General features: G+C 37.1%; 17 protein-coding genes. 13 read left to right on the top strand and 4 right to left on the bottom strand.

What is annotated here, in order from left to right; genetic code table 11:
* Positions 1 to 1,002, top strand: a complete 1,002-nt coding sequence (locus FBT53_RS03590; protein WP_136949794.1) for a glycosyltransferase family 2 protein — start codon at positions 1 to 3, stop codon at positions 1,000 to 1,002.
* A 74-nt stretch (positions 1,003 to 1,076) separates the two neighbouring features.
* Complete coding sequence (locus tag FBT53_RS03585) at positions 1,077 to 1,949, top strand: OmpA family protein (RefSeq protein ID WP_136949793.1); 873 nt, start codon at positions 1,077 to 1,079, stop codon at positions 1,947 to 1,949.
* 55 nt (positions 1,950 to 2,004) lie between these two features.
* Here FBT53_RS03585 and FBT53_RS03580 read toward each other — a convergent pair whose 3' ends face one another.
* Positions 2,005 to 2,625 carry an L-threonylcarbamoyladenylate synthase gene (locus FBT53_RS03580; protein WP_136949792.1) on the bottom strand — a complete coding sequence of 207 codons (621 nt, stop codon included), beginning with the start codon at positions 2,623 to 2,625 and terminating at the stop codon, positions 2,005 to 2,007.
* An 86-nt stretch (positions 2,626 to 2,711) separates the two neighbouring features.
* Here FBT53_RS03580 and FBT53_RS03575 point away from each other — a divergent pair, with 86 nt between their 5' ends.
* Positions 2,712 to 4,550, top strand: coding sequence for a HAMP domain-containing sensor histidine kinase (locus FBT53_RS03575; protein ID WP_136949791.1), 1,839 nt, complete (start codon positions 2,712 to 2,714; stop codon positions 4,548 to 4,550).
* A gap of 3 nt (positions 4,551 to 4,553) precedes the next feature.
* On the opposite strand, the gene FBT53_RS03570 is transcribed toward FBT53_RS03575, so the two are convergent.
* Positions 4,554 to 6,878: an ATP-dependent helicase gene (locus FBT53_RS03570; RefSeq protein ID WP_136949790.1), complete on the bottom strand. Its 2,325-nt coding sequence runs from the start codon at positions 6,876 to 6,878 to the stop codon at positions 4,554 to 4,556.
* Positions 6,879 to 7,005: 127 nt separating this feature from the next.
* Here FBT53_RS03570 and FBT53_RS03565 point away from each other — a divergent pair, with 127 nt between their 5' ends.
* From FBT53_RS03565 to FBT53_RS03540, 6 genes are all read left to right on the top strand, one after another.
* Positions 7,006 to 7,536 (top strand): DsrE family protein, encoded by a 531-nt coding sequence (locus FBT53_RS03565; RefSeq protein ID WP_240729753.1) that lies wholly within the window; start codon positions 7,006 to 7,008, stop codon positions 7,534 to 7,536.
* A 10-nt stretch (positions 7,537 to 7,546) separates the two neighbouring features.
* Positions 7,547 to 8,824 (top strand): amidohydrolase, encoded by a 1,278-nt coding sequence (locus FBT53_RS03560; protein ID WP_136949789.1) that lies wholly within the window; start codon positions 7,547 to 7,549, stop codon positions 8,822 to 8,824.
* 107 nt (positions 8,825 to 8,931) lie between these two features.
* Positions 8,932 to 10,491: an FMN-binding glutamate synthase family protein gene (locus FBT53_RS03555; protein ID WP_136949788.1), complete on the top strand. Its 1,560-nt coding sequence runs from the start codon at positions 8,932 to 8,934 to the stop codon at positions 10,489 to 10,491.
* 7 nt (positions 10,492 to 10,498) lie between these two features.
* Entirely contained in the window at positions 10,499 to 11,266 is a 768-nt protein-coding gene (locus FBT53_RS03550) for a hypothetical protein (RefSeq protein ID WP_136949787.1), read from the top strand.
* A 5-nt stretch (positions 11,267 to 11,271) separates the two neighbouring features.
* Entirely contained in the window at positions 11,272 to 11,784 is a 513-nt protein-coding gene (locus FBT53_RS03545; protein WP_136949786.1) for a DinB family protein, read from the top strand.
* A 70-nt stretch (positions 11,785 to 11,854) separates the two neighbouring features.
* A complete protein-coding gene (locus FBT53_RS03540) occupies positions 11,855 to 12,373 on the top strand; it encodes a hypothetical protein (RefSeq protein WP_136949785.1) in 519 nt (172 codons plus the stop codon).
* Between the two features lie 12 nt (positions 12,374 to 12,385).
* On the opposite strand, the gene FBT53_RS03535 is transcribed toward FBT53_RS03540, so the two are convergent.
* Both FBT53_RS03535 and FBT53_RS03530 read right to left on the bottom strand, forming a co-directional pair.
* A complete protein-coding gene (locus FBT53_RS03535) occupies positions 12,386 to 13,300 on the bottom strand; it encodes a patatin family protein (protein WP_010516631.1) in 915 nt (304 codons plus the stop codon).
* Positions 13,297 to 15,375 (bottom strand): M1 family metallopeptidase, encoded by a 2,079-nt coding sequence (locus tag FBT53_RS03530; protein ID WP_136949784.1) that lies wholly within the window; start codon positions 15,373 to 15,375, stop codon positions 13,297 to 13,299. Before FBT53_RS03530 ends, FBT53_RS03535 begins: the two co-directional genes overlap by 4 nt.
* Before the next feature lie 47 nt (positions 15,376 to 15,422).
* Between FBT53_RS03530 and recG the strand changes: the two genes are divergently transcribed.
* The 4 genes from recG (at position 15,423) to FBT53_RS03510 (ending at position 21,238) form a co-directional block, all read left to right on the top strand.
* Positions 15,423 to 17,528: an ATP-dependent DNA helicase RecG gene (recG, locus tag FBT53_RS03525; RefSeq protein WP_136949783.1), complete on the top strand. Its 2,106-nt coding sequence runs from the start codon at positions 15,423 to 15,425 to the stop codon at positions 17,526 to 17,528.
* 122 nt (positions 17,529 to 17,650) lie between these two features.
* Positions 17,651 to 19,060 carry a 3-isopropylmalate dehydratase large subunit gene (gene leuC, locus FBT53_RS03520; RefSeq protein WP_010516624.1) on the top strand — a complete coding sequence of 470 codons (1,410 nt, stop codon included), beginning with the start codon at positions 17,651 to 17,653 and terminating at the stop codon, positions 19,058 to 19,060.
* A gap of 57 nt (positions 19,061 to 19,117) precedes the next feature.
* Complete coding sequence (gene leuD, locus FBT53_RS03515) at positions 19,118 to 19,714, top strand: 3-isopropylmalate dehydratase small subunit (protein WP_010516622.1); 597 nt, start codon at positions 19,118 to 19,120, stop codon at positions 19,712 to 19,714.
* A gap of 9 nt (positions 19,715 to 19,723) precedes the next feature.
* Positions 19,724 to 21,238 carry an alpha-isopropylmalate synthase regulatory domain-containing protein gene (locus FBT53_RS03510; RefSeq protein WP_136949782.1) on the top strand — a complete coding sequence of 505 codons (1,515 nt, stop codon included), beginning with the start codon at positions 19,724 to 19,726 and terminating at the stop codon, positions 21,236 to 21,238.

Raw genomic sequence — 21,238 nt, 5'->3', positions numbered from 1 at the left:
TTGAAAATTGCAATTGCCATATTAAATTGGAATGGAGCTGCTTTACTTGAAGCCTATCTCCCCAACGTATTGGAGCACTCACCCAATGCCGATGTTTACGTTATAGATAATGCCTCTACCGATAATTCGGTTAGCATGGTAAAACAAAAATTTCCAGAAGTTAGGTTAGTTATCAATAAAGAAAACTACGGATTCGCAGGGGGGTATAATGAAGGATTACAAACTATTGATGCTGATATATACTGCTTACTTAATTCTGATGTAAAAGTGAGCGCCGAATGGTTAAAACCCATGGTGCAAATGTTTAGTGAGGATTCCAATATTGCTATAGCTCAACCTAAAATTTTAGACCTACGCCAACCAGAATACTTTGAGTACGCTGGAGCTGCTGGTGGATTTATTGATAAATACGGATACCCATTTTGTAGAGGTAGAATTTTTCAAACTTTAGAAAAAGACCACGGTCAATATAACGATATTACAGAAGTTTTTTGGGCTACAGGAGCCTGTATGTTTTTTAGAAAAGAAGTGTTTTGGAAACTTAAAGGGTTTGATGCCGATTATTTTGCACACCAAGAAGAAATAGACCTATGCTGGCGAGCCAAAAATGCAGGGTATAAGGTGTTTTACAATGGTCATAGCACGGTGTATCATTTAGGTGGCTCAACATTAAAAAATAGTAATCCAAATAAAACCTTTCTCAATTTTAGAAACTCACTTTATTCGGTAATTAAAAACCTACCTACTAGACAGGCATTTGTAATTATTTTTATTCGGTTAGTTTTAGATGGTATTGCAGCAGCACGTTTTTTACTACAGCTCAGAGGTTGGCATGCGTGGGCCATTTTAAGGGCACACCTCAGCTTTTATCGTAATGTTAGAAGCATGTATAAAAAGCGAGAAAAAGCTAATTTTATATTAAAATACTATTTCGTAAAATCCATAGTGTGGTCTTATTTCGTACATCATATAAAGCATTTTAACATTTTAGTAAAAGATTAACTAAGGCACAATGTTAAGAGCTTTCAATTTGTATAATTTTGATTAGACTAGCGTAAATTAAATTTAAGTTTATTATGAAAAAAATAGTACTGGGTACTCTTGGGATAGCTATCCTTTTAAGTTCTTGTGTTTCTCAGAAGAAATATGCTGAACTAGAAGCAAAACACAATGAAACTGCTGACCTTTTAAATTCTGCAACCGTTAAATTAAACGATTGTTTGGATGAAAAAGCAAATGCTACCTCTAGAATGAATGCTCTAGAAGAGCAAAATGCATTCTTAAAAGCAAATAATCAGGAGTTGATAAATAATATGGGAGATTTAACCACTTTAACAGCAAAAGGAGCTGAAAACTTGGAAAAATCTTTAGAAAGTCTAAGAGAAAAAGACTTAACAATACGTAAACTACAAGATGCAGTGACCAGAAGAGATTCTGTTAATCTATCTTTAGTACAGAGTTTAAAAGGTGTTTTAGGAAATCTTGATGATGAAGACATTGAGGTTAGCGTAGAAAAAGGTGTTGTATTTGTTTCTATTTCTGATAAATTATTATTTAGTAGTGGTAGCTATAATGTAACTTCCGCGGCTAAACAAGTTTTAGGTAAGGTTGCAAAAGTGGTGAACAACAAACCAGATTTTGAATTCTTAGTAGAAGGACATACGGATAACGTACCTTACCGTAAAGGTGTTTTATTAGATAACTGGGATTTGAGTGCAAAACGTGCTACTTCTGTAGTTAGAATTTTACAAAACGATTTTGGTGTAGATCCAGCTAGAATGACAGCTGCTGGTCGTAGTTACCATATTCCTTTAGTAGGTAATGATTCTGCTACCAATAGAGCAAAAAATAGAAGAACTAGAATTGTAGTACTTCCTAAATTAGACCAATTCTACAGCATGATTGAAGAGGGAATGAAAGACCCTGCAATTGGTGGTAGCGGTAAATAAACGTTAAATACCAAAAGAAAATTAAAACGGCTCCAAAATGGAGCCGTTTTTTTGTTTAAATAATATTTGTAGCGCCTTTGCCTTCTCTAACCACTACATATTCCCCATCAGACACATCTATTACAGTAGAGGGTACATTATCACCATAACCACCATCTATTACCACATCTACTAGATTATCCCACTTTTCCAAAATCAATTCAGGATCTGTAGTATATTCCAAAATATCATCATCGTCCTTTATAGAGGTAGATACTATTGGGTTTCCTAAAGCTAGTACTAAAGCTCTTGCAATATTATTATCAGGTATACGTATACCTACTGTTTTTTTCTTTTTAAACTCTTTGGGTAAATTATTATTACCAGGCAAAATAAAGGTGTACGGTCCTGGTAGCGATCTCTTTAGTAATTTAAATGTTGGAGAGTCTATCTGTTTTACATAATCGGATAAATTACTTAAATCTGCACAAATAAAAGACCAATTGGCTTTAGCCAATTTTATCCCTTTAATCCTAGCAATTTTCTCTAAAGCTTTTGTATTACTAATATCGCACCCCAAACCATAAACGGTATCCGTGGGGTAAATAACCAAACCTCCCTTACGTAAAACTTGTACAATCTGCGCAATTTTTCTAGGGTCAGGATTTTCATTATATAACTTGATAAATTCTGCCATAACAATATTTTTTGTAATCTTTTTTCTACAATTATAAAATACTTAACCTACAATATGCGTTAAGGTTATGCCCAAACACCCAAATTATGAATACCATTAGAGGACGAATTTTATTGGCCTTTCTAACCTTATGCCTAATTACGGCACCTGTTATTCTATTTACCTACAACTCAATGAAAGATATTGAAACTGCTAGAAATTTAAAAGAGCAGGTAGCATTTTTCAATATAAATAGATTAAAAGCTGTCAATACATTTAATATCTTAATAGAAGAGGACCCTAAATTAGATGCTTTCTACACTACCGACTCTACTGCTAATTTGCTCAGCTACAAAAACTACATGCAAAATGCAAGAATTGCATTAGAGGCTATTAATACCACATCTATAGTAACTAGCCAAGTAGTAGATTTAAGGGTAGAAGATATTACCAATAAATTACATTCTTTAGATAATTACGTAAATGAGATTATACGTCTTAAAAGAGAGCGTGGCTTTAAAGATTATGGGTTGGAGGGCGAAATGCGTAAACATATTAGAAGTTTAGAGAATGATACTACAACCTTAACCCAAATAGAAAACCTTTCTCTAAGACGTAAAGAAAAAGATTATTTTTTACGTTCAGATTTAAGTTATGCCAATGCATTAAACCAAATGGGAGATAGTATATTGTTACGATTAGCGAAAGATATAGAGACCAATAAAAAATCCATCACTGTTTTGGAGGCCTATTTAACTAATTTTAATAAAATAGTACAGTTAGAGTCCGCTATTGGAGATGCAAACACGGGCCTACTCTTTCAAACCAAAGAGCTTAATCAGTTATTGAATGCAAATATTACCAAACTCTATGACGTTTTAAATGAAGACCTTGAATTACTTATTAATAAAATCAAATCTTTCATTATTCTTTTTCTACTGATTACTTTCTTATTTCTAATCGTTTTTGCGTTTGTTTTTTCTGGTTACATAGTTAAACCGATTAAACAATTAATTACCGACATGGATCACATTGTAGAAAACGATTTTAAGTTGGGTACAAAAGTAACGGTCAATACCAATTCTGAAGAATTAGATAAACTATCTAAAACTTACGATAATTTGGTGCAAAAAATTCAAAATCAGATTACCCATTTAAATTTAAAGAACGAAGAACTTAACAGTTTAAATTCCCTATTAGCAGAGTCTGAAGTAGAGCTAAAGGAAGCTTCAAAAATTAAAGACAAATTCTTTTCTATTGTCTCTCACGATTTAAAGGGACATACGGGTAATGTTCTTTCTTTAGCACAAGTTATAGACCAAAATAAGGGACTTAGCGAGGCAGAAAAATCAGTATTTACCAAATACCTATTAGATTCTACGCAAAACTTGCAGTTACTTTTAGACAACTTACTTAATTGGGCAAAAACTCAGATGAGTGACCATGAAATTTCTAAACGTTCTTTTGATTTACACAAAGTGATACAAAAGAATATTGAGCTTTTCCAAGATGGAGCGTACCGTAAAGGTGTAGAACTAATTTATTTACCTACAGAAGTGCATAAAGCTTATGCGGATAAGGATATGGTAGATTTTATCTTAAGAAATCTAATGAGTAATGCACTTAAATATACCACTCAAGGAGATCGTATTGCAGTAACCGTACATAATAAAGAAGAACAACTGTACATAAAAGTATCGGATACAGGTGTTGGCATGACCACATCTCAGGTACAGGCGCTACTAAATAGTAATCAAGAAGGGTTAACAACCAAAGGCACTCATAATGAAGAAGGTAATGGACTGGGCTTTTCTATCTGTGTAGATTTTATAAAGCGTAATGGTGGTACCTTAGAGATTGACTCAGAGCAAGGAAAAGGAAGCGCCTTTATATTTAGTCTACCTACTAACCTTACAACTAACGCTATATTAAACAAAATAGATTAAGGGTTATCCTATAACCTCTAACTTGGCAAAACGTAACAATAGTTTTTTAATATTGCCACTATCAAACTGGATTTCTGCTTTTTTATCGTTGCCAACGCCCTCTATGTTTAGCACCTTACCACGACCAAAGCGAGTATGATTTACCATTGCTCCTTCTATTAGATTTGGGTCTGCGCTGTTAGTACTACTGGCAGACTCACTTAAATTAGGCTTTAATTTACGTAGTTTACGTAATTGATTAGCATTGGGTCCTTGTACTTTAGGTGGTGTTCCGCTTACTGGTTTTACTTGGCGAAGTTTACTTTTATCTACTTCTCCCCAGATATTATCGTTAATCAAAGATTTATAACGGTATCCATCATTAACAGGAACTAAACTTTCTATAAATTGCTCGTCTATCTCCTCAATAAAACGACTCGGTTCTGCATCTATTAATTTACCCCAACGGTAACGGTTCTGTGTGTAAGTTAAATAGGCTTGCTTTTCTGCACGGGTAAGAGCTACGTAAAATAACCTTCGCTCCTCCTCCAATTCACTTCGGGAATTCATACTCATTGCAGAAGGAAACAAATCTTCTTCCATGCCTACAATGTAAACATAAGGGAACTCTAATCCTTTAGCTAAGTGTATGGTCATTAACGCTACCCGGTCTTCGTCCTCAGTATCTTTATCCATATCTGTGGCTAAAGCTACATCCTCTAGAAATTCAGTAAGGCTGCCTGTTGCATCTGCTACCTCTTTTTGCCCTTCTACAAAGTCTTTAATACCATTTAAGAGCTCTTCTATATTTTCCATACGGGCAATACCTTCTGGAGTACCATCTTTCTTAAACTCTAAGAGCAATCCTGTTTTTTTGGCCACATGCTCGGCTAAGGCAAAAGCATCTGCTCCCTCATTCATTATCTGGAAGCTCTTAATCATCGTTACAAAATCTGATAATTTTCTTTTGGTGCCCGAATTTATTTTAAGGTTGATGCGGTCCAAATGTTCCATAACCTCAAAAATGGAACGCCCATAATGATTTGCAGCAACGACCAACTTATCTACTGTAGTTTGGCCAATACCCCTTGCAGGAAAATTGATAACACGTTTAAGTGCCTCTTCATCCGCTGGGTTAATAACCAAACGCAGATATCCCAAAACATCCTTTATTTCTTTACGTTGGTAAAAAGATAATCCTCCATAAATACGATAAGGAATATCTCGTTTACGTAACGCATCTTCTATAGCTCTAGATTGAGAGTTGGTACGGTACAATACTGCAAAATCCCCATTAGGAAGTTGGTGTTGCATTTTATTTTCAAAAATAGAACCTGCCACATAACGGCCTTCTTCTGCATCTGTAGGACTGCGGTGTACAATAATTTGGTTACCATCCTCATTTGAGGTCCAAACCACTTTCTCTAGCTGATTTTTATTCTTCTCTATAACAGAATTGGCGGCCTTTACAATGTTACCCGTAGAACGGTAGTTTTGCTCCAAGCGGTACACTTTTGCATCTGTATAATCCCTTTGAAAATTTAATATGTTGCTAATATTCGCTCCACGAAAAGAATATATACTCTGGGCATCGTCCCCAACAACACAAATGTTTTGAAAACGATCTGCCAACGCTTTTACGATAAGGTATTGTGAGTGATTGGTATCTTGGTACTCATCTACCAAAATATACTGAAATCGCTCTTGGTATTTTTTAAGTACTTCTGGAAAACGATTTAATAATTCATTAGTACGTAGCAATAAATCATCAAAATCCATAGCACCCGCCTTAAAACAACGGTCCACATAATTCTGATATATCTCTCCTAGCCTAGGTCTTTTTGCCATGGCATCTGCCTCCATAAGCTCTGGATTATTAAAATAAGCCTTAACTGTGATTAAGCTATTTTTAAAGGATGATATTCTATTTTGTACCTGTTTATATTTATAAATGTCCTTGTCTAATCCCATTTCCTTAATAATGGATGCAATTAAACGCTGAGAATCTTGAGTATCGTAAATGGTAAAATTGCTGGGGTACCCCAACTTATCTCCATCAAACCGAAGTAATTTTGCAAAAACAGAGTGAAACGTTCCCATCCAAAGATTTTTGGTTTCTGCACTACCTACAATGGTGGCAATTCTATGTTTCATCTCTCGCGCCGCCTTATTGGTAAAAGTCAACGCCAAAATATTAAAAGAATCTACTCCTTGTTCCATCAAATGGGCAATCCTAAAGGTTAATACCCTTGTTTTACCAGAACCTGCTCCTGCAATTACCATTAATGGTCCTTCTTTTTGTAATACGGGACCACGTTGGGCATCATTCAACTCATCAATATAAGACATGGATGGTACTTTACATTAAACCAAACGTGAAATTAGCCATTCTAACACTTTTACTAAAATCTTGTATTTAATAGTTTTAAACATTCCTGTTATTCTCACTTTTTTAAATACCTTAGAAGGCATGAAAATGAAGCTCTTTTACCTTTTTGTGCTATTATTTGGGATGATGCTTTCTGCACAAGAGAAAGCTACAGGCCCTATTATTTCTGAATTCGGTGCTGTTTACAAAATTTCCAATCCTGATTTTAAAACCAATGTAGAATCTGAGTTTAAAGTCGTTTTTGATGTGTATTCTAGCCCAAAAGACCCAAATATGCTAAATCGCAGTATTGAAACCGCTGCTCGCTTTTTAAATATGCACTCGCAAGCTGGTGTTCCTGCTGAACAATTACATGTTGCATTAGTGGTTCATGGCAAAGCTGCTTTGGATGTATTGGTTTCTACGGCATATAAAAAAAGGAATGCAGTAGATAATCCTAACGAACCTTTACTTCATGACTTACTATCAAATAAGGTAAGCGTCATTCTCTGTGGACAATCTGCTAACGGAAGAGGCATTGAGAAAAGCGAATTAATTCCTGGTGTACAACTTGCTCTATCTGCAATGACGGCCTTAATACAATTACAAAACCAAGGATACCAACTTATAAAATTTTAATACTAACACTATGAAAAAACTATGCTTTTCTTTAGCAGGACTATTTACCATCCTGTGTTATGGTCAAGGGCCTAAGCTTGATAAAGATTATGAAAAAATTGAATCTAAGGTAATTGAGTGGCGCCATGATATTCACCAAAATCCAGAGTTAAGTAATCGGGAATTTAAAACGGCAGAAAAAATTGCGAAGCATCTTAAAAGTTTGGGTATAGCTGTACAAACAGGGGTTGCTCATACGGGTGTAGTTGGTGTGCTTAAGGGTAATAATCCTGGGAAAGTTGTAGCACTAAGAGCAGATATAGACGCACTGCCTGTAACAGAACGAAATGATTTGCCTTTTAAATCAGAGGTTACTTCTGAGTTTTTAGGAGAACAAGTTGGTGTTATGCATGCTTGTGGTCATGATACGCATACTGCAATTTTAATGGGTGTGGCAGAGGTTTTAGCCAATAACAAAGATAAAATTAACGGCACGGTTAAATTCATCTTTCAACCTGCAGAAGAAGGACCACCACCAGGAGAAGAGGGCGGTGCTCTACTCATGGTAAAAGAAGGCGTGTTAAAAAGTCCGGATGTAGATGCTATTTTTGGATTGCACATCAATTCTGAAACTCCCGTAGGTGTGATACGCTATAAAGCCGGCGGAACAATGGCTGCAGCGCAAAGTTTTACCATCAAAGTAAAGGGAAAACAAAGTCATGGCTCCCAACCATGGAGCGGTGTAGACCCTATTTTAATTAGTGCTAAAATCATAGATGGATTGCAAACGATTATTAGTAGAGAGTCTGAGCTAACTAATGAGGCGGCCGTAATTACCGTAGGTAAAATTAAAAGTGGAGTTCGTTTTAATATTATTCCAGAAAGCGCAGAGATGATTGGTACCATTAGAACACTAGATTATGGCATGAAAGACCATATTAATAAACGTATGAAAGAAATGGTAGCTACTATTGCTAAAGTATACGGTGGTGAGGCTACTTGCGAAATAAAAGACGCAACTGACATAACCTATAATGACCCAAAGTTGGTAGACCAAATGCTACCGACACTTAACCGAGTTGCAGGTTCTGATAATGTACAATTACAAAAGGCAATTACTGGGGCAGAAGATTTCTCTTATTTTCAGAGAGAGGTTCCAGGATTCTTTTTCTTTTTAGGCGGAATGACACCAGGTACTAAAGAATCTTTTCCGCATCACACCCCAGATTTTTTAATAGATGATGCGGGTATGCAATTAGGCGTTAAAGCGATGACAGAATTAACGCTAGACTATCTTAGTGCAAAGTAATTAACAAGGTTTATACTAAAGTCCAAATTAGTTTTTCAACGACTGATTTGGGCTTTTTTATGTCTATTTCTAAAAGTTTACCATTTTTGTAATGTAAACCGATATAAATGGAATCCGTATTACAAACGCTTGGGGCCTTACCATGGTGGGCCTACATTTTACTCTTTTTAGCATTATTAGCTTTTCGGGATATTTTCTTGCAAAGAGCACACACCATAACCCACAACTTCCCCATTGTTGGGCACTTACGCTATTGGTTAGAGAGTATTGGCCCAGAAATGAGGCAATACTTTGTAGCCAACAATAGAGAAGAACTCCCTTTTAATCGTATAGAACGGGGATGGATTTACGCATCGGCTAAAAAAGAAAATAATTACGAAGGGTTTGGTACGGATAGAGATATTTATGCGCATCAACACATATTTGTAAAAAATGCTATGATTGGTTACCAATTACCCTCTAACCACATCAACCAAAAAGACCCTTATTTTCTACCCTGCGCTAAGGTTATAGGCGCTTATAATAAGAGAAAAAAGCCGTTTAGACCTGCATCTGTAATCAATGTATCTGCTATGAGTTTTGGTTCACTATCTGCGGCCGCTGTAGAAAGCATGAATCATGGTGTGCGGTTGTCTGGTGCTTATCACAATACCGGAGAAGGCGGCTTATCCCCTTATCACAAAAAAGGAGGTGATGTTGTATTTCATTTTGGAACGGGTTATTTTGGTGTGCGTACCCCAGATGGCAACTTTTCATTAGAAAAAATGAAACAGTTAGTAGCAGAAAATCCTTCTATTAAAGCTATCGAAATAAAACTATCTCAAGGAGCTAAACCAGGAAAAGGCGGTGTATTGCCTGGAGCAAAAATTACTAAGGAAATTGCAGAAATTCGCCATGTAGAAATGGGCAAAGATGTATTATCGCCAGCCACCCATAAAGCGTTCCGTAATATTCCAGAATTACTTCAACTTATAGAATCGATAGCAGAAGCCACAGGATTACCAGTGGGCATTAAAGGGGCCATTGGTAAGCTAGACCAATGGCAAGAATTGGCAGATTTAATGAAAGAAACAGGTAAAGGACCAGATTTTATCACAGTAGATGGTGGTGAAGGCGGCACTGGTGCTGCTCCACCGAGCTTTGCAGACCATGTTTCCTTACCATGGACTTATGGTTTTAGTAGTCTCTATCGCTTATTTCTAGAACGTGGCCTTACTGAGCGAATTGTTTTTATTGGCAGTGGTAAATTAGGGTTTCCTGCTAAAGCTGCTATGGCTTTTGCCATGGGCGTAGATGTTATAAATGTTGCAAGAGAAGCTATGATGAGTATTGGTTGTATACAAGCACAAATTTGCCATACCAATCGCTGCCCGGCAGGTGTTGCCACTCAAAGTAAGTGGCTTCAATCTGGTATAAATGTGCCATTAAAGTCAGAAAGATTGGCACAATACTTTAAAAGTTTTAGAAAAGAATTTTTAGAAATTACTCATGCTGCAGGTTATGAACATCCTTGTCAATTTACCATGGAAGATATACAGGTTAATGTAGATGATGATTACCTTAGCAGCGATTTAAAATCGGTTTACGGTTATCAAAAAACAGCGGTGCCGTTCACCTCTTTAAATGAATTGTATAATTGCATCCACTTAGGTGGAAAACACCAATAAACAGCTTATGACAAAAATTTTTACCCTAGCCACTGCCCTATTGCTCATTGGGACTGCAGTCCATGCTCAAAAAAAGAGTGAACTCATTACAAAAGTTTCTGAATTGGAGAAAGAAATTGTTTCTTTAAATGATTCCCTCTCAAGAGTTAATCGTACAATGAATACTGCCATTTCTAAATCGGAATTACTAGAAAAAGAAAATACCGAATTAAAAGATGCAAATACGACGCTCTTAGGGAATTTGACCAATTTCTCTAAAATCTCTAAAAAAAATACAGAAACTGTTAATAATGCTCTTGCTACCCTTTCTGCTAAGGAAAAGCAAATGCGGATTATCACAGATACTTTTAGCAGCAATGATTCTACAGCTATAGCCATACTTACACAAGCCAAGCAAACTTTAGGTCCAGAGGCTACTGTTGGTATTGCCGGGGGAGATATTGTTATAAGTAACAGTTTACCTACTCTTTTTGGTTCAGATAGCGGTAGCGCATTAACTGCTACTGGTAAGGATTGGGTAACTAGAATTGCAGAAATTATTAAGAAAAATCCATCTAGAACGGTAGCAATAGAAGGGTTAAATATTACGGGGGAGTTTGACCTGACCTATAAACAAGTACAAGCCGTTGCAAACGGCCTTATTGCCATAGACGGCATAGGTGCGGAAAAGCTACAATTATTAGCAAAAGATGGCAACTTTTCTGAGGGGGTACAAATACGTTTAGCGCCAGATTACAAGGGGTTTTACACCACCATGAAATCAGAATTTAAATAATACTAGTGCCACAAGAAGAATATTGGTTGTCTGGCCCTGTGCCAGACATTCCTGTTTTAGCACAACCTGCTGCTCATGCCTTGTTGCAAACCCAAAGGGAATTAAGAGCAATTCTGCTAGATTTCCCAAAGGATAAACTTTGGAAAAAGGTTGGTGAGAGAGCTTCTGTAGGTTTCCATGCCCAACACTTAACGGGTGTTTTGGATAGATTATTAACCTATGCACAAGAAAAATCACTTACAAAAGAACAATTTCTTTATTTAAAATTGGAAGGTGAAGCTAATGAAAAATACAGCCCAGAGGTACTAGTAGAAAATTTTGAACAAAAAGTTACAGAGGCATTGGCTTATTTTAAAACATTGACTGAAGCTCATTTTACTGCGCCAAGATTTGTAGGAAGAAAACGATTAGCAACCAACTTACTAGGGTTAATATTTCATGCAGCGGAACATAGTCAACGGCATTTAGGGCAATTGCTAGTAACTGCCAGTATTCTGATAGAAAAACCAGAATTATAGTCTTCTTTGCATACTTTTTAATTTTGGTTTGCGTTCTAGATTGCAAATAACCAAAAGACAATAAAAGATTATGAGTACAGAGAATATCCTTCAACTATTTGGCTTTTTATTACCTGCAGTGGTAACTGGAGTTGTAGCGTTTTATTTTTTTAAAATGCATACTAAGAATGAAGACGGCCGCAGAAGGTATTTACTACATAAGGATTCTCTTAAAGAAACATTACCTATACGCCTGCAGGCTTACGAGCGCATGGCACTATTTTTAGAGCGTATTGCCATTAATAATTTAATTGTGCGTGTTGCGCCTATTGGTCAAGATAAAAATAACTATGAAAACCTACTCATCAAACAAATTGAAAATGAGTTTGAACATAATCTTTCTCAGCAAATATATATGACAGATGAATGCTGGAATGTGATTAAGACTGCAAAAAATGCTACCATACAAGCTATCCGTTCTGCAGCCATGAGCTCATCTGAGACCGCAGACAAGTTAAGAGAAGATATTCTTAATAAGACAATGGAAAAATCCTCTCCTTCTGTAACAGCACTTGCTTTTGTTAAAAAAGAAATTTCCGAACTTTGGTAAACTTTTTTGCGGCTATTCTTGTAAATCTGGTTCAATAGGCATGCTTTCCTCATTCTTATTTTTAGCGTAGAGAAATCCTTTTTTCCACCATAAGGTCATTTTTTCCTTATCAAAGATTAGTGAATTGGTAGTTAGCACAGTTGGTGTGTAGTACAAATTTATAATGGCATCGTTTTGGCTTGCTACCAATTTCCCAATACGTATATTCTGATTTTCTATTCGGTCTAAAACAAAAGAAAACATACTGGTAAGTACTTCAAACGCATTTCTAGATGGCATTCTATTGTAATTGCTTACTTCTGTACGTAGAACAATAACATCTACCTCTGTAGCTCCTCTTTTAATAGCTTCTTCTATAGGTACCAATGTTCCCAAGCCCCCATCTGCATATTCACAACCATTCTTACGCACCAAACTCATAAAAGGCGTGTAGTTAGAAGAAATCCAAATCCAATCACAAAACTCATCGTAATTAAAATCGTTGACCGATTTGTATTCTACCTGATTTAAGGAAAGATTTGATACGGTTACCACAACATTTTTTGGACCGTTTTTTAAAGCTTCAAATTCTTCTCTGGTAATACTATTTCTAATTAGTTTTCTTAAGTTCTCGCTCTCCCCAAAGGTCTTTTTACCACGCATCCAGTTTTTAAGAATGTTCCAGTGGTTCATACCAATAATATCCGAGCCATATTTTTTACGAACCACAAAAGGACAATTGCTAAAAATACTGTCTTGATTTACATTGGAATAAATATTTCGAATCTTATCAATCTTATTTAAGGCCAAATGACTAATCAATAAACTACCGGTAGAAGTACCCACAAAAATATCGTACTCCCGTTTATCGTTCTGTATTAAATATTGCGCCACACCACCAGCAAAAGCACCTTTGCTTCCACCACCAGATATTACCAATGCCCTCATTCTGTCAATAATTTAGAAATTAGCTCTTTTTCAGTCTCAGATAAACTAGGTTGTAAATCTTCTAGCCTTGCTACCATATTTGGCAAACTTACTAAATGTTGTAGTTGCCTTTTGGCAAATAAACGAAACTGCCAGGAATGATGCTGTGTTGCTTGCACCAAATTACGCAAACTACTATCACTAAGTGCTTGTATCTGATTTAAGTAGCGAAATGCATTAATGCGGACCTCAAAATTATATTCTGGCGCAGTAAAAGCGTTTAACTCCTCATAATACTGCTTTTTAGCGGACGAATTATATTGCTCCGTGACCAAAGCTAGGGTTAACCAAAGTATACGTAAACTCTTATTGGGCAAACCCTCTATAGTAGACAGACTATCCAAGTAAAATGACCCACGTTCCGGAAATTGCTGCCAAAGTGCTAGTAAAGCATATTCTTGGGTTAAATAGCTATCGTCCTTTAACAAGGTTTCAAAATCAGTTTGTAATTCGGCAGGTATCTGTTCCAGATTGGCTATAATAGCTTGCCTAACGAGCAACTCCCCTTCCATTAAAATTTTCTGCAGTGTTGGTGTATCTAACTGGTTAACATAGCGTTTTATAAATTCCTTTTTAAATCCTATGGGAGCTTTACTATCATAGAAGTTAGTTACGTTTTCTTTGGTAATTACGGTAGAACTTTCAATAGTTGTGGCTAATTCTTCTAACCTTTTAATAGAGGGGTCTTTCTTTTTTAAATATGCTAGTGCAGAAGCTTTAGGAAATTCAGATGCTACCAACCATTTTTTTCTAAATTCTTCTAAATCTTTACCAGAGGCTTTTTCCATCACGGCTAAAAAATCTGCAACAGTTGCATTTTTATAACTATATGCTAATAAGTACGTTTGTATGCCTTTTTTAAAAGCTTTGTCTCCCACCAAGTCTTTTAATAGTATCAATGCCCAAGCCCCTTTCTCATAAAAAGTTAGGCTGCTAGCCTTAGGGTCTAATAAAGATTCGCCATTTCCCTTCTCTGATTCAGCAATTAAGTTTTGGGCGGTTTCATACAACTTCCAATAGTAGTAATCGTCCCCAAACACCTCCTTTTCAGCTAAATAAGCATAATAGGTAGCAAAACCTTCTTGCAACCAATGATGCGCTCCGCTTACTTCTGTAACTAGATTGCCAAACCATTGGTGCGCCAACTCGTGTGCATTTACATTTACATAGTTTTTATCTACAAAACCTTTTTCATCTATCATGTATTGGTCAGAAAACAGTGTACAGCTGGTATTTTCCATCCCTCCATACATAAAATCGTGCACGGGTACTTGTTTGTAATTTTGCCATGGGTACGGAACGCCAATTTCTTGCTCCAAAAAATTAAAGAGTTCCGTGGTGTACTTATAGGTAGGCGCTACCCTACTACTATCTTTTGGATTGTAATACAAGTCAATGGGAACGCGCGTACTTGATTCTCTGGTTTCTTTTTTAAAATCAACAATGGCAAAGGCTACTAGATAACTGCTCATAGGGTGCTCCATGTTCCAACTCCAGGTTTGTTTGTCCTCACCATAAGTTTTGGACTTTAGTTCTCCGTTGGCGATTACGGCTAAGTGTTTTGGTGCGGTAATAGACAAGTCAAATTCCACTTTTTCTGTCATATCATCAAAACTGGGCAGCCAATGTCTCGTATATTTTCCCTGCCCTTGCGTCCAAATTTGTTCATTGCCTACCTTGACATCATCCCACCCAAAAAAATATACCGTTTGTTTTGGTCTTGCCAGATAATCAATATACAAGCTATATTCTCCCGGCTTTTTAGGCGATTTAAACCCCAGTTTCTTTCCCGTATTTACGTATTCAATGGTGGTGTCATTCAATCTAAAATTAATTATATTGATATTCTCCGCATCCAAAAAAATACTGTCTACCTTACGTTGTACCAAAAACGTATACTCAACGCTACCTTGTACCGTTTTTTCTATACCATTTGGTTCAATTGCAACAGCTGCATGGATAAAATCAACGGCCTGTTGTTTTTGTGCAAAACCACTTAAACACCAACAAAACAGTAAAAGTGAAAAGAATCTCATAAATTGGCTAATTCAAAAGCTAGACCAATTTAGCTATTTTTAATCGGATGAAACCCAACTTGCTTCACACACCCTTGGTTTACCTAAAAGGTGTTGGCCCTAACCGTGCCGAGACCTTAAAAAGTGAGCTAGGCCTTGAAACGTATGGCGATTTACTGCAATTTTATCCCAATCGGTATCTAGATAAAACACAATATTATAAAATCTCGCAGTTGCACAATAGCGGAGCAGATGTACAAATAGTGGGTAAGATTGTGCATCTAAAAACCGTGGAACAAAAACGAGGAAAACGCTTAGTAGCTACTTATATAGACGAAACGGGACAAATGGAATTGGTTTGGTTTAGAGGTCACAAATGGATAAAAGAGAACATAAAAATGAATACCCCTTACGTGGTTTTTGGTAAGGTAAATCGTTTTGGGAGTACCTTTTCCATGCCACATCCAGAAATGGAATTACTTAAAGACCACCAAGCTGGACTTAAAATAAGTATGCAACCCATTTATCCGTCTACGGAAAAACTTACCAATAAAGGCATTACCAACAAGGTAGTAAGTAAAATGGTGCAACAATTATTCATGGAAACCAAGGCCAATTTTTCAGAAACTTTGAGCCAAGGGTTACTCAACGAATTGAATTTATTACCAAGACCGGAATCTTTACTTAATATTCATTTCCCAAAAAGTCAAGATTTATTGGCCAAAGCACAGTTTCGATTGAAATTTGAGGAGTTATTTTACGTACAACTACAATTACTATCTAAAAAGGCAGTGCGAAAACGCAAGATAAAAGGAATGCCTTTTACCGCCGTAGGCGAAAAATTCAATGAATTTTATGCCAATCACCTACCATTTGAGCTTACCAATGCCCAAAAACGGGTGATAAAAGAGATTCGTAATGATATGGGCAGTAGTGCACAAATGAACCGTTTATTGCAAGGCGATGTTGGTTCTGGTAAAACTATTGTTGCCTTAATGTGTATGCTTTTGGCCATAGATAACAGCTACCAAGCCTGCCTAATGGCACCTACCGAGATTTTGGCACAGCAGCATTACAACGGATTAAAAGAATTATTGCATAAAACCGACATAAAAATTGCCTTATTAACCGGTTCAACCAAAAAGGCAGAACGTACATTTTTGCACAACCAATTAGAAAATGGCAATCTTAACATCTTGGTTGGTACCCATGCCGTTTTAGAAGATAAAGTACAGTTTAAAAATCTAGGGTTAGCCATCATAGATGAACAACATCGTTTTGGGGTTGCCCAACGGTCTAAACTATGGCAGAAAAACACCATTCCTCCTCACATTTTAGTTATGACCGCCACTCCAATTCCAAGAACCTTGGCCATGAGTTTGTATGGCGATTTGGATATATCCGTAATAGATGAACTGCCGCCTGGCCGCAAACCTATTAAAACTGTGCATCGTTTTGATGCCAACCGATTAAAAGTTTTCCGTTTTATAAAAGACGAAATAGAAAAAGGCAGACAAATTTATGTGGTTTATCCACTGATTCAAGAAAGCGAAGCCCTAGATTATAAAGACCTAATGGATGGTTATGAGAGTATTGCACGGGAGTTTCCTTCTCCCAAATACCAAATCTCCATTGTTCACGGACAAATGAAGCCGCAAGACAAGGATTATGAAATGGATCGCTTTGTTAAGGGCGAAACACAAATTATGGTAGCTACCACCGTAATAGAAGTGGGTGTAAACGTACCCAATGCATCCGTTATGATTATAGAGAGTGCAGAAAAATTTGGATTATCCCAATTACACCAGCTCCGTGGCCGTGTAGGTAGGGGCGCTGAGCAGAGTTTTTGTATTCTAATGACGAGCCATAAACTATCTGAAGATGCTAAAACACGCCTAGAAACTATGTGTAGAACCAATGATGGATTTGAAATTGCCGAAGTTGACCTAAAATTACGCGGACCAGGTGATTTAATGGGTACACAACAAAGCGGAATGTTAAATCTTAAAATTGCTGATATCGTTAAAGATAATCCTATTCTAAAATTGGCACGTTACCATGCTATCCAATTGCTAAAGAACGACCCAAAATTAGAACAACCAGACCATCATGTAATTAGAAATACCTATACGCAACTAGTTAAGGGTAAAGGACTTTGGGGCTACATTAGTTAAACTGACCCAACTGTAACAATAGCCAACTTTTCTGTTGAACATCGTAATTTCATGACCTACCCTACCCTGTTGAAACAATGCTATTGCTTAGATTTGAAAGCTAAATTTGTAATTACAGAGACATGGGTAAAACGCTTTTTGATAAAGTTTGGGATTCACACGTTGTTAAGAATATAGAAAACGGTCCGGACGTCCTATTTATAGACCGCCATTTGGTGCATGAGGTAACAAGTCCGGTAGCCTTTTTAGGTCTTAAAAACAGAAATATTCCTGTTTTGTATCCAAATAGGACTTTTGCAACGGCAGACCACAATACCCCTACTATAAACCAACACTTACCAGTAAAAGACGAATTATCTGCAAATCAGCTAAAAGCATTAGAGAAAAATGCAGGTGAACATGGTATTCCTTACTGGGGCCTTGGACATGAAAAAAACGGAATTGTACACGTAATAGGTCCAGAAAACGGAATTACCGTTCCTGGTGCAACTATCGTGTGTGGAGATTCCCATACTTCTACTCACGGTGCTTTTGGTGCCATCGCCTTTGGTATTGGAACATCAGAAGTAGAAATGGTATTGGCCAGCCAATGTATAATGCAGCCAAAGCCTAAAAAAATGCGAATTAATATTGAGGGCGAATTAAGCACGGCGGTTACGCCAAAAGACGTTGCCCTATTTATTATATCTAAACTTACCACTTCTGGCGCTACAGGCTATTTTGTAGAATACGCTGGTAGCGTTTTTAGAGAAATGAGTATGGAAGGCCGTATGACGGTTTGTAACTTAAGTATAGAAATGGGTGCCCGTGGTGGTATGATTGCCCCAGACGAAAAAACGTTTGAATATGTTAAAGGAAGAGAGTTTGCACCAAAAGGCGCAGACTGGGATAAAGCCATGGCTTATTGGGAAACCTTATATACTGAAGATGACGCTACGTTTGACAAGGAGTTAACTTTTGCGGCTAGCGAAATAGAACCTATGATTACCTACGGTACCAATCCAGGTATGGGCTTTGGTATTAGCAACTCTATCCCAACGGCGGAACAAATAGACGGAGCTAAAGCAACCTTTGCTAAGTCATTAGCCTACATGGAGTTCAACGAAGGCGATTCTATGATTGGTAAACCAATAGATTTTGTGTTCTTAGGAAGTTGCACCAACGGGCGAATAGAGGATTTTAGAGCTTTTGCTTCTATAATTAAAGGAAGAAAGAAGGCAGATAATGTAACGGCTTGGCTAGTTCCTGGTTCTCATAAGGTGGAAGCTGCCATTAAAGAAGAAGGAATTTTAGACATTTTACAAGAAGCTGGTTTTGAATTGCGAGAGCCTGGTTGCTCTGCTTGTTTAGCTATGAACGATGACAAGGTGCCTGCTGGCAAATATGCGGTAAGTACCAGTAACCGAAACTTTGAAGGCAGACAAGGTCCTGGCTCTAGAACACTTTTGGCAAGCCCGCTAGTGGCAGCAGCAGCAGCGGTAACGGGCAAGGTAACAGACCCTAGGGAATTAATGCAATTGCAAGAAGCATAATCAATCTAAAATCTAAATATTTCTGCTTTAGCGGAAATCAAAATAAAGCATACGACTATGGCATACGATAAATTTGAAGTTTTAACGAGTACCGCAGTACCTTTACCTATAGAAAACGTAGATACAGACCAGATTATTCCTGCTCGTTTCTTAAAAGCAACAGAACGTAAAGGATTTGGAGACAACCTTTTCCGTGATTGGAGATACAACAATGACGGAACTCCCAAAGAAAGTTTTGTACTAAATAACGCCCAATACGGCGGTAAAATTCTTGTAGGTGGTAAAAACTTTGGTTCTGGTTCCTCTAGAGAACATGCTGCTTGGGCAGTATACGATTATGGATTTAGATGTGTAGTATCTAGTTTCTTTGCAGACATTTTTAGAAACAATTGTTTAAATGTTGGCGTATTACCGGTACAAGTGAGTCCAGAATTTTTAGAAAAGATTTTTAGAGCGATTGAAAAGAACCCACACACAGAACTAAAGGTAGATTTACCTTCACAAACCATTACGCTTTCAGAAACCGGAGAATCAGAATCTTTTGATATCAACGAATACAAAAAAGGGAACCTTTTAAACGGCTTTGATGATATAGATTACCTCCTAAATTTAAAAGAAGACATCAAGGAATTCGCTAGTTCTAGACCTATTTAATAACATTCCATGGCGAGAACCATAGAAATAATGGATACCACCCTAAGGGATGGTGAACAAACCTCTGGAGTGTCTTTTACTGCCTCAGAAAAGCTCACTTTGGCCAAACTATTGCTAGAAGAACTAAAGGTAGACCGTATAGAAATTGCTTCGGCACGTGTTTCCGAAGGGGAATTTCAAGCTGTTAAGAACATTACTTCTTGGGCCGCAGAGGCCAATTGCATAGATAAGGTAGAGGTTTTAACCTTTGTTGATGGTGGCAATTCCATAGATTGGATGCTTAAAGCTGGTGCAAGGGTGCAAAACCTGCTTACTAAGGGTTCTCTTAATCATTTAACCCATCAACTTAGAAAAACACCCGAGGAACATTTTAAAGCTATTGAGGAAACCATTGTACAAGCTAAAGCAAACGGTATTGCCACTAATGTTTACTTAGAAGATTGGAGCAATGGCATGCGTAATTCTCAAGATTATGTATTTCAATTTCTAGACTTTTTAACCCAACAACCTATTCAACGGGTGTTGTTACCAGATACCTTAGGTGTGCTTACACCAAAAGAAACGCATCAGTATATTTCTAAAATAATAGCGCGTTATCCTAACTCACATTTTGATTTTCATGGTCATAACGACTATGATTTAAGTGTAAGCAATGTCATGGAAGCCCTAGAGGCCGGTTGTCATGGATTACACCTTACCGTGAATGGTATGGGAGAACGTGCCGGTAATGCACCGCTAGCTAGTACCATTGCGGTAATCAATGATTTTTTACCAGAAATTGACACCAGAGTACAGGAATCTAGCTTATACAAAGTAAGTAAATTGGTTTCTACATTTACAGGATTTGGCATCCCAGCCAACAAACCTATAGTAGGCGAGAATGTTTTTACACAAACCGCTGGTATACATGCAGATGGAGACAACAAAAACAATCTTTACTTTAATGATTTATTGCCAGAACGTTTTGGTAGAAAAAGGCAGTATGCATTAGGAAAAACCTCTGGAAAAGCCAATATTTTAAAGAATTTACAAGAGCTAGGACTTACCCTTAATGAAGATGAGGTTAAAAAGGTTACCGAAAGGATAATAGAGCTGGGCGATAAGAAGGAAAAAGTTACCAAAGAAGACTTACCCTACATTATTTCTGATGTATTGGACAGCAGTGCCTTTCAACAAAAGGTCTTTATAAAATCCTATGTTCTTACACATGCTAAAGGATTAAAGCCTTCTACTACCCTATCCATAGAGATTGAAGGGAAAATTTTTGAAGAAAATGCACAAGGCGATGGACAGTTTGATGCCTTCATCACTGCCTTGAAAAAAATATACAAACAAATTGACCGTGAGCTTCCAAAGCTGATAGATTATGCCGTACGTATACCACCAGGCAGTAATTCTGATGCCCTTTGTGAAACCATGATAACATGGAAGACGAAGAAGCAGGATTTTGTGACAACGGGCTTGGATTCTGACCAAACGGTATCTGCAATCAAAGCCACGGAAAAAATGTTGAACTTAATTTGA

Source organism: Flavobacterium sp. ASW18X (assembly GCF_005144745.1).
Lineage (GTDB): Bacteria > Bacteroidota > Bacteroidia > Flavobacteriales > Flavobacteriaceae > Croceivirga.
This window is presented reverse-complemented; position numbering and strand designations above follow the sequence as displayed.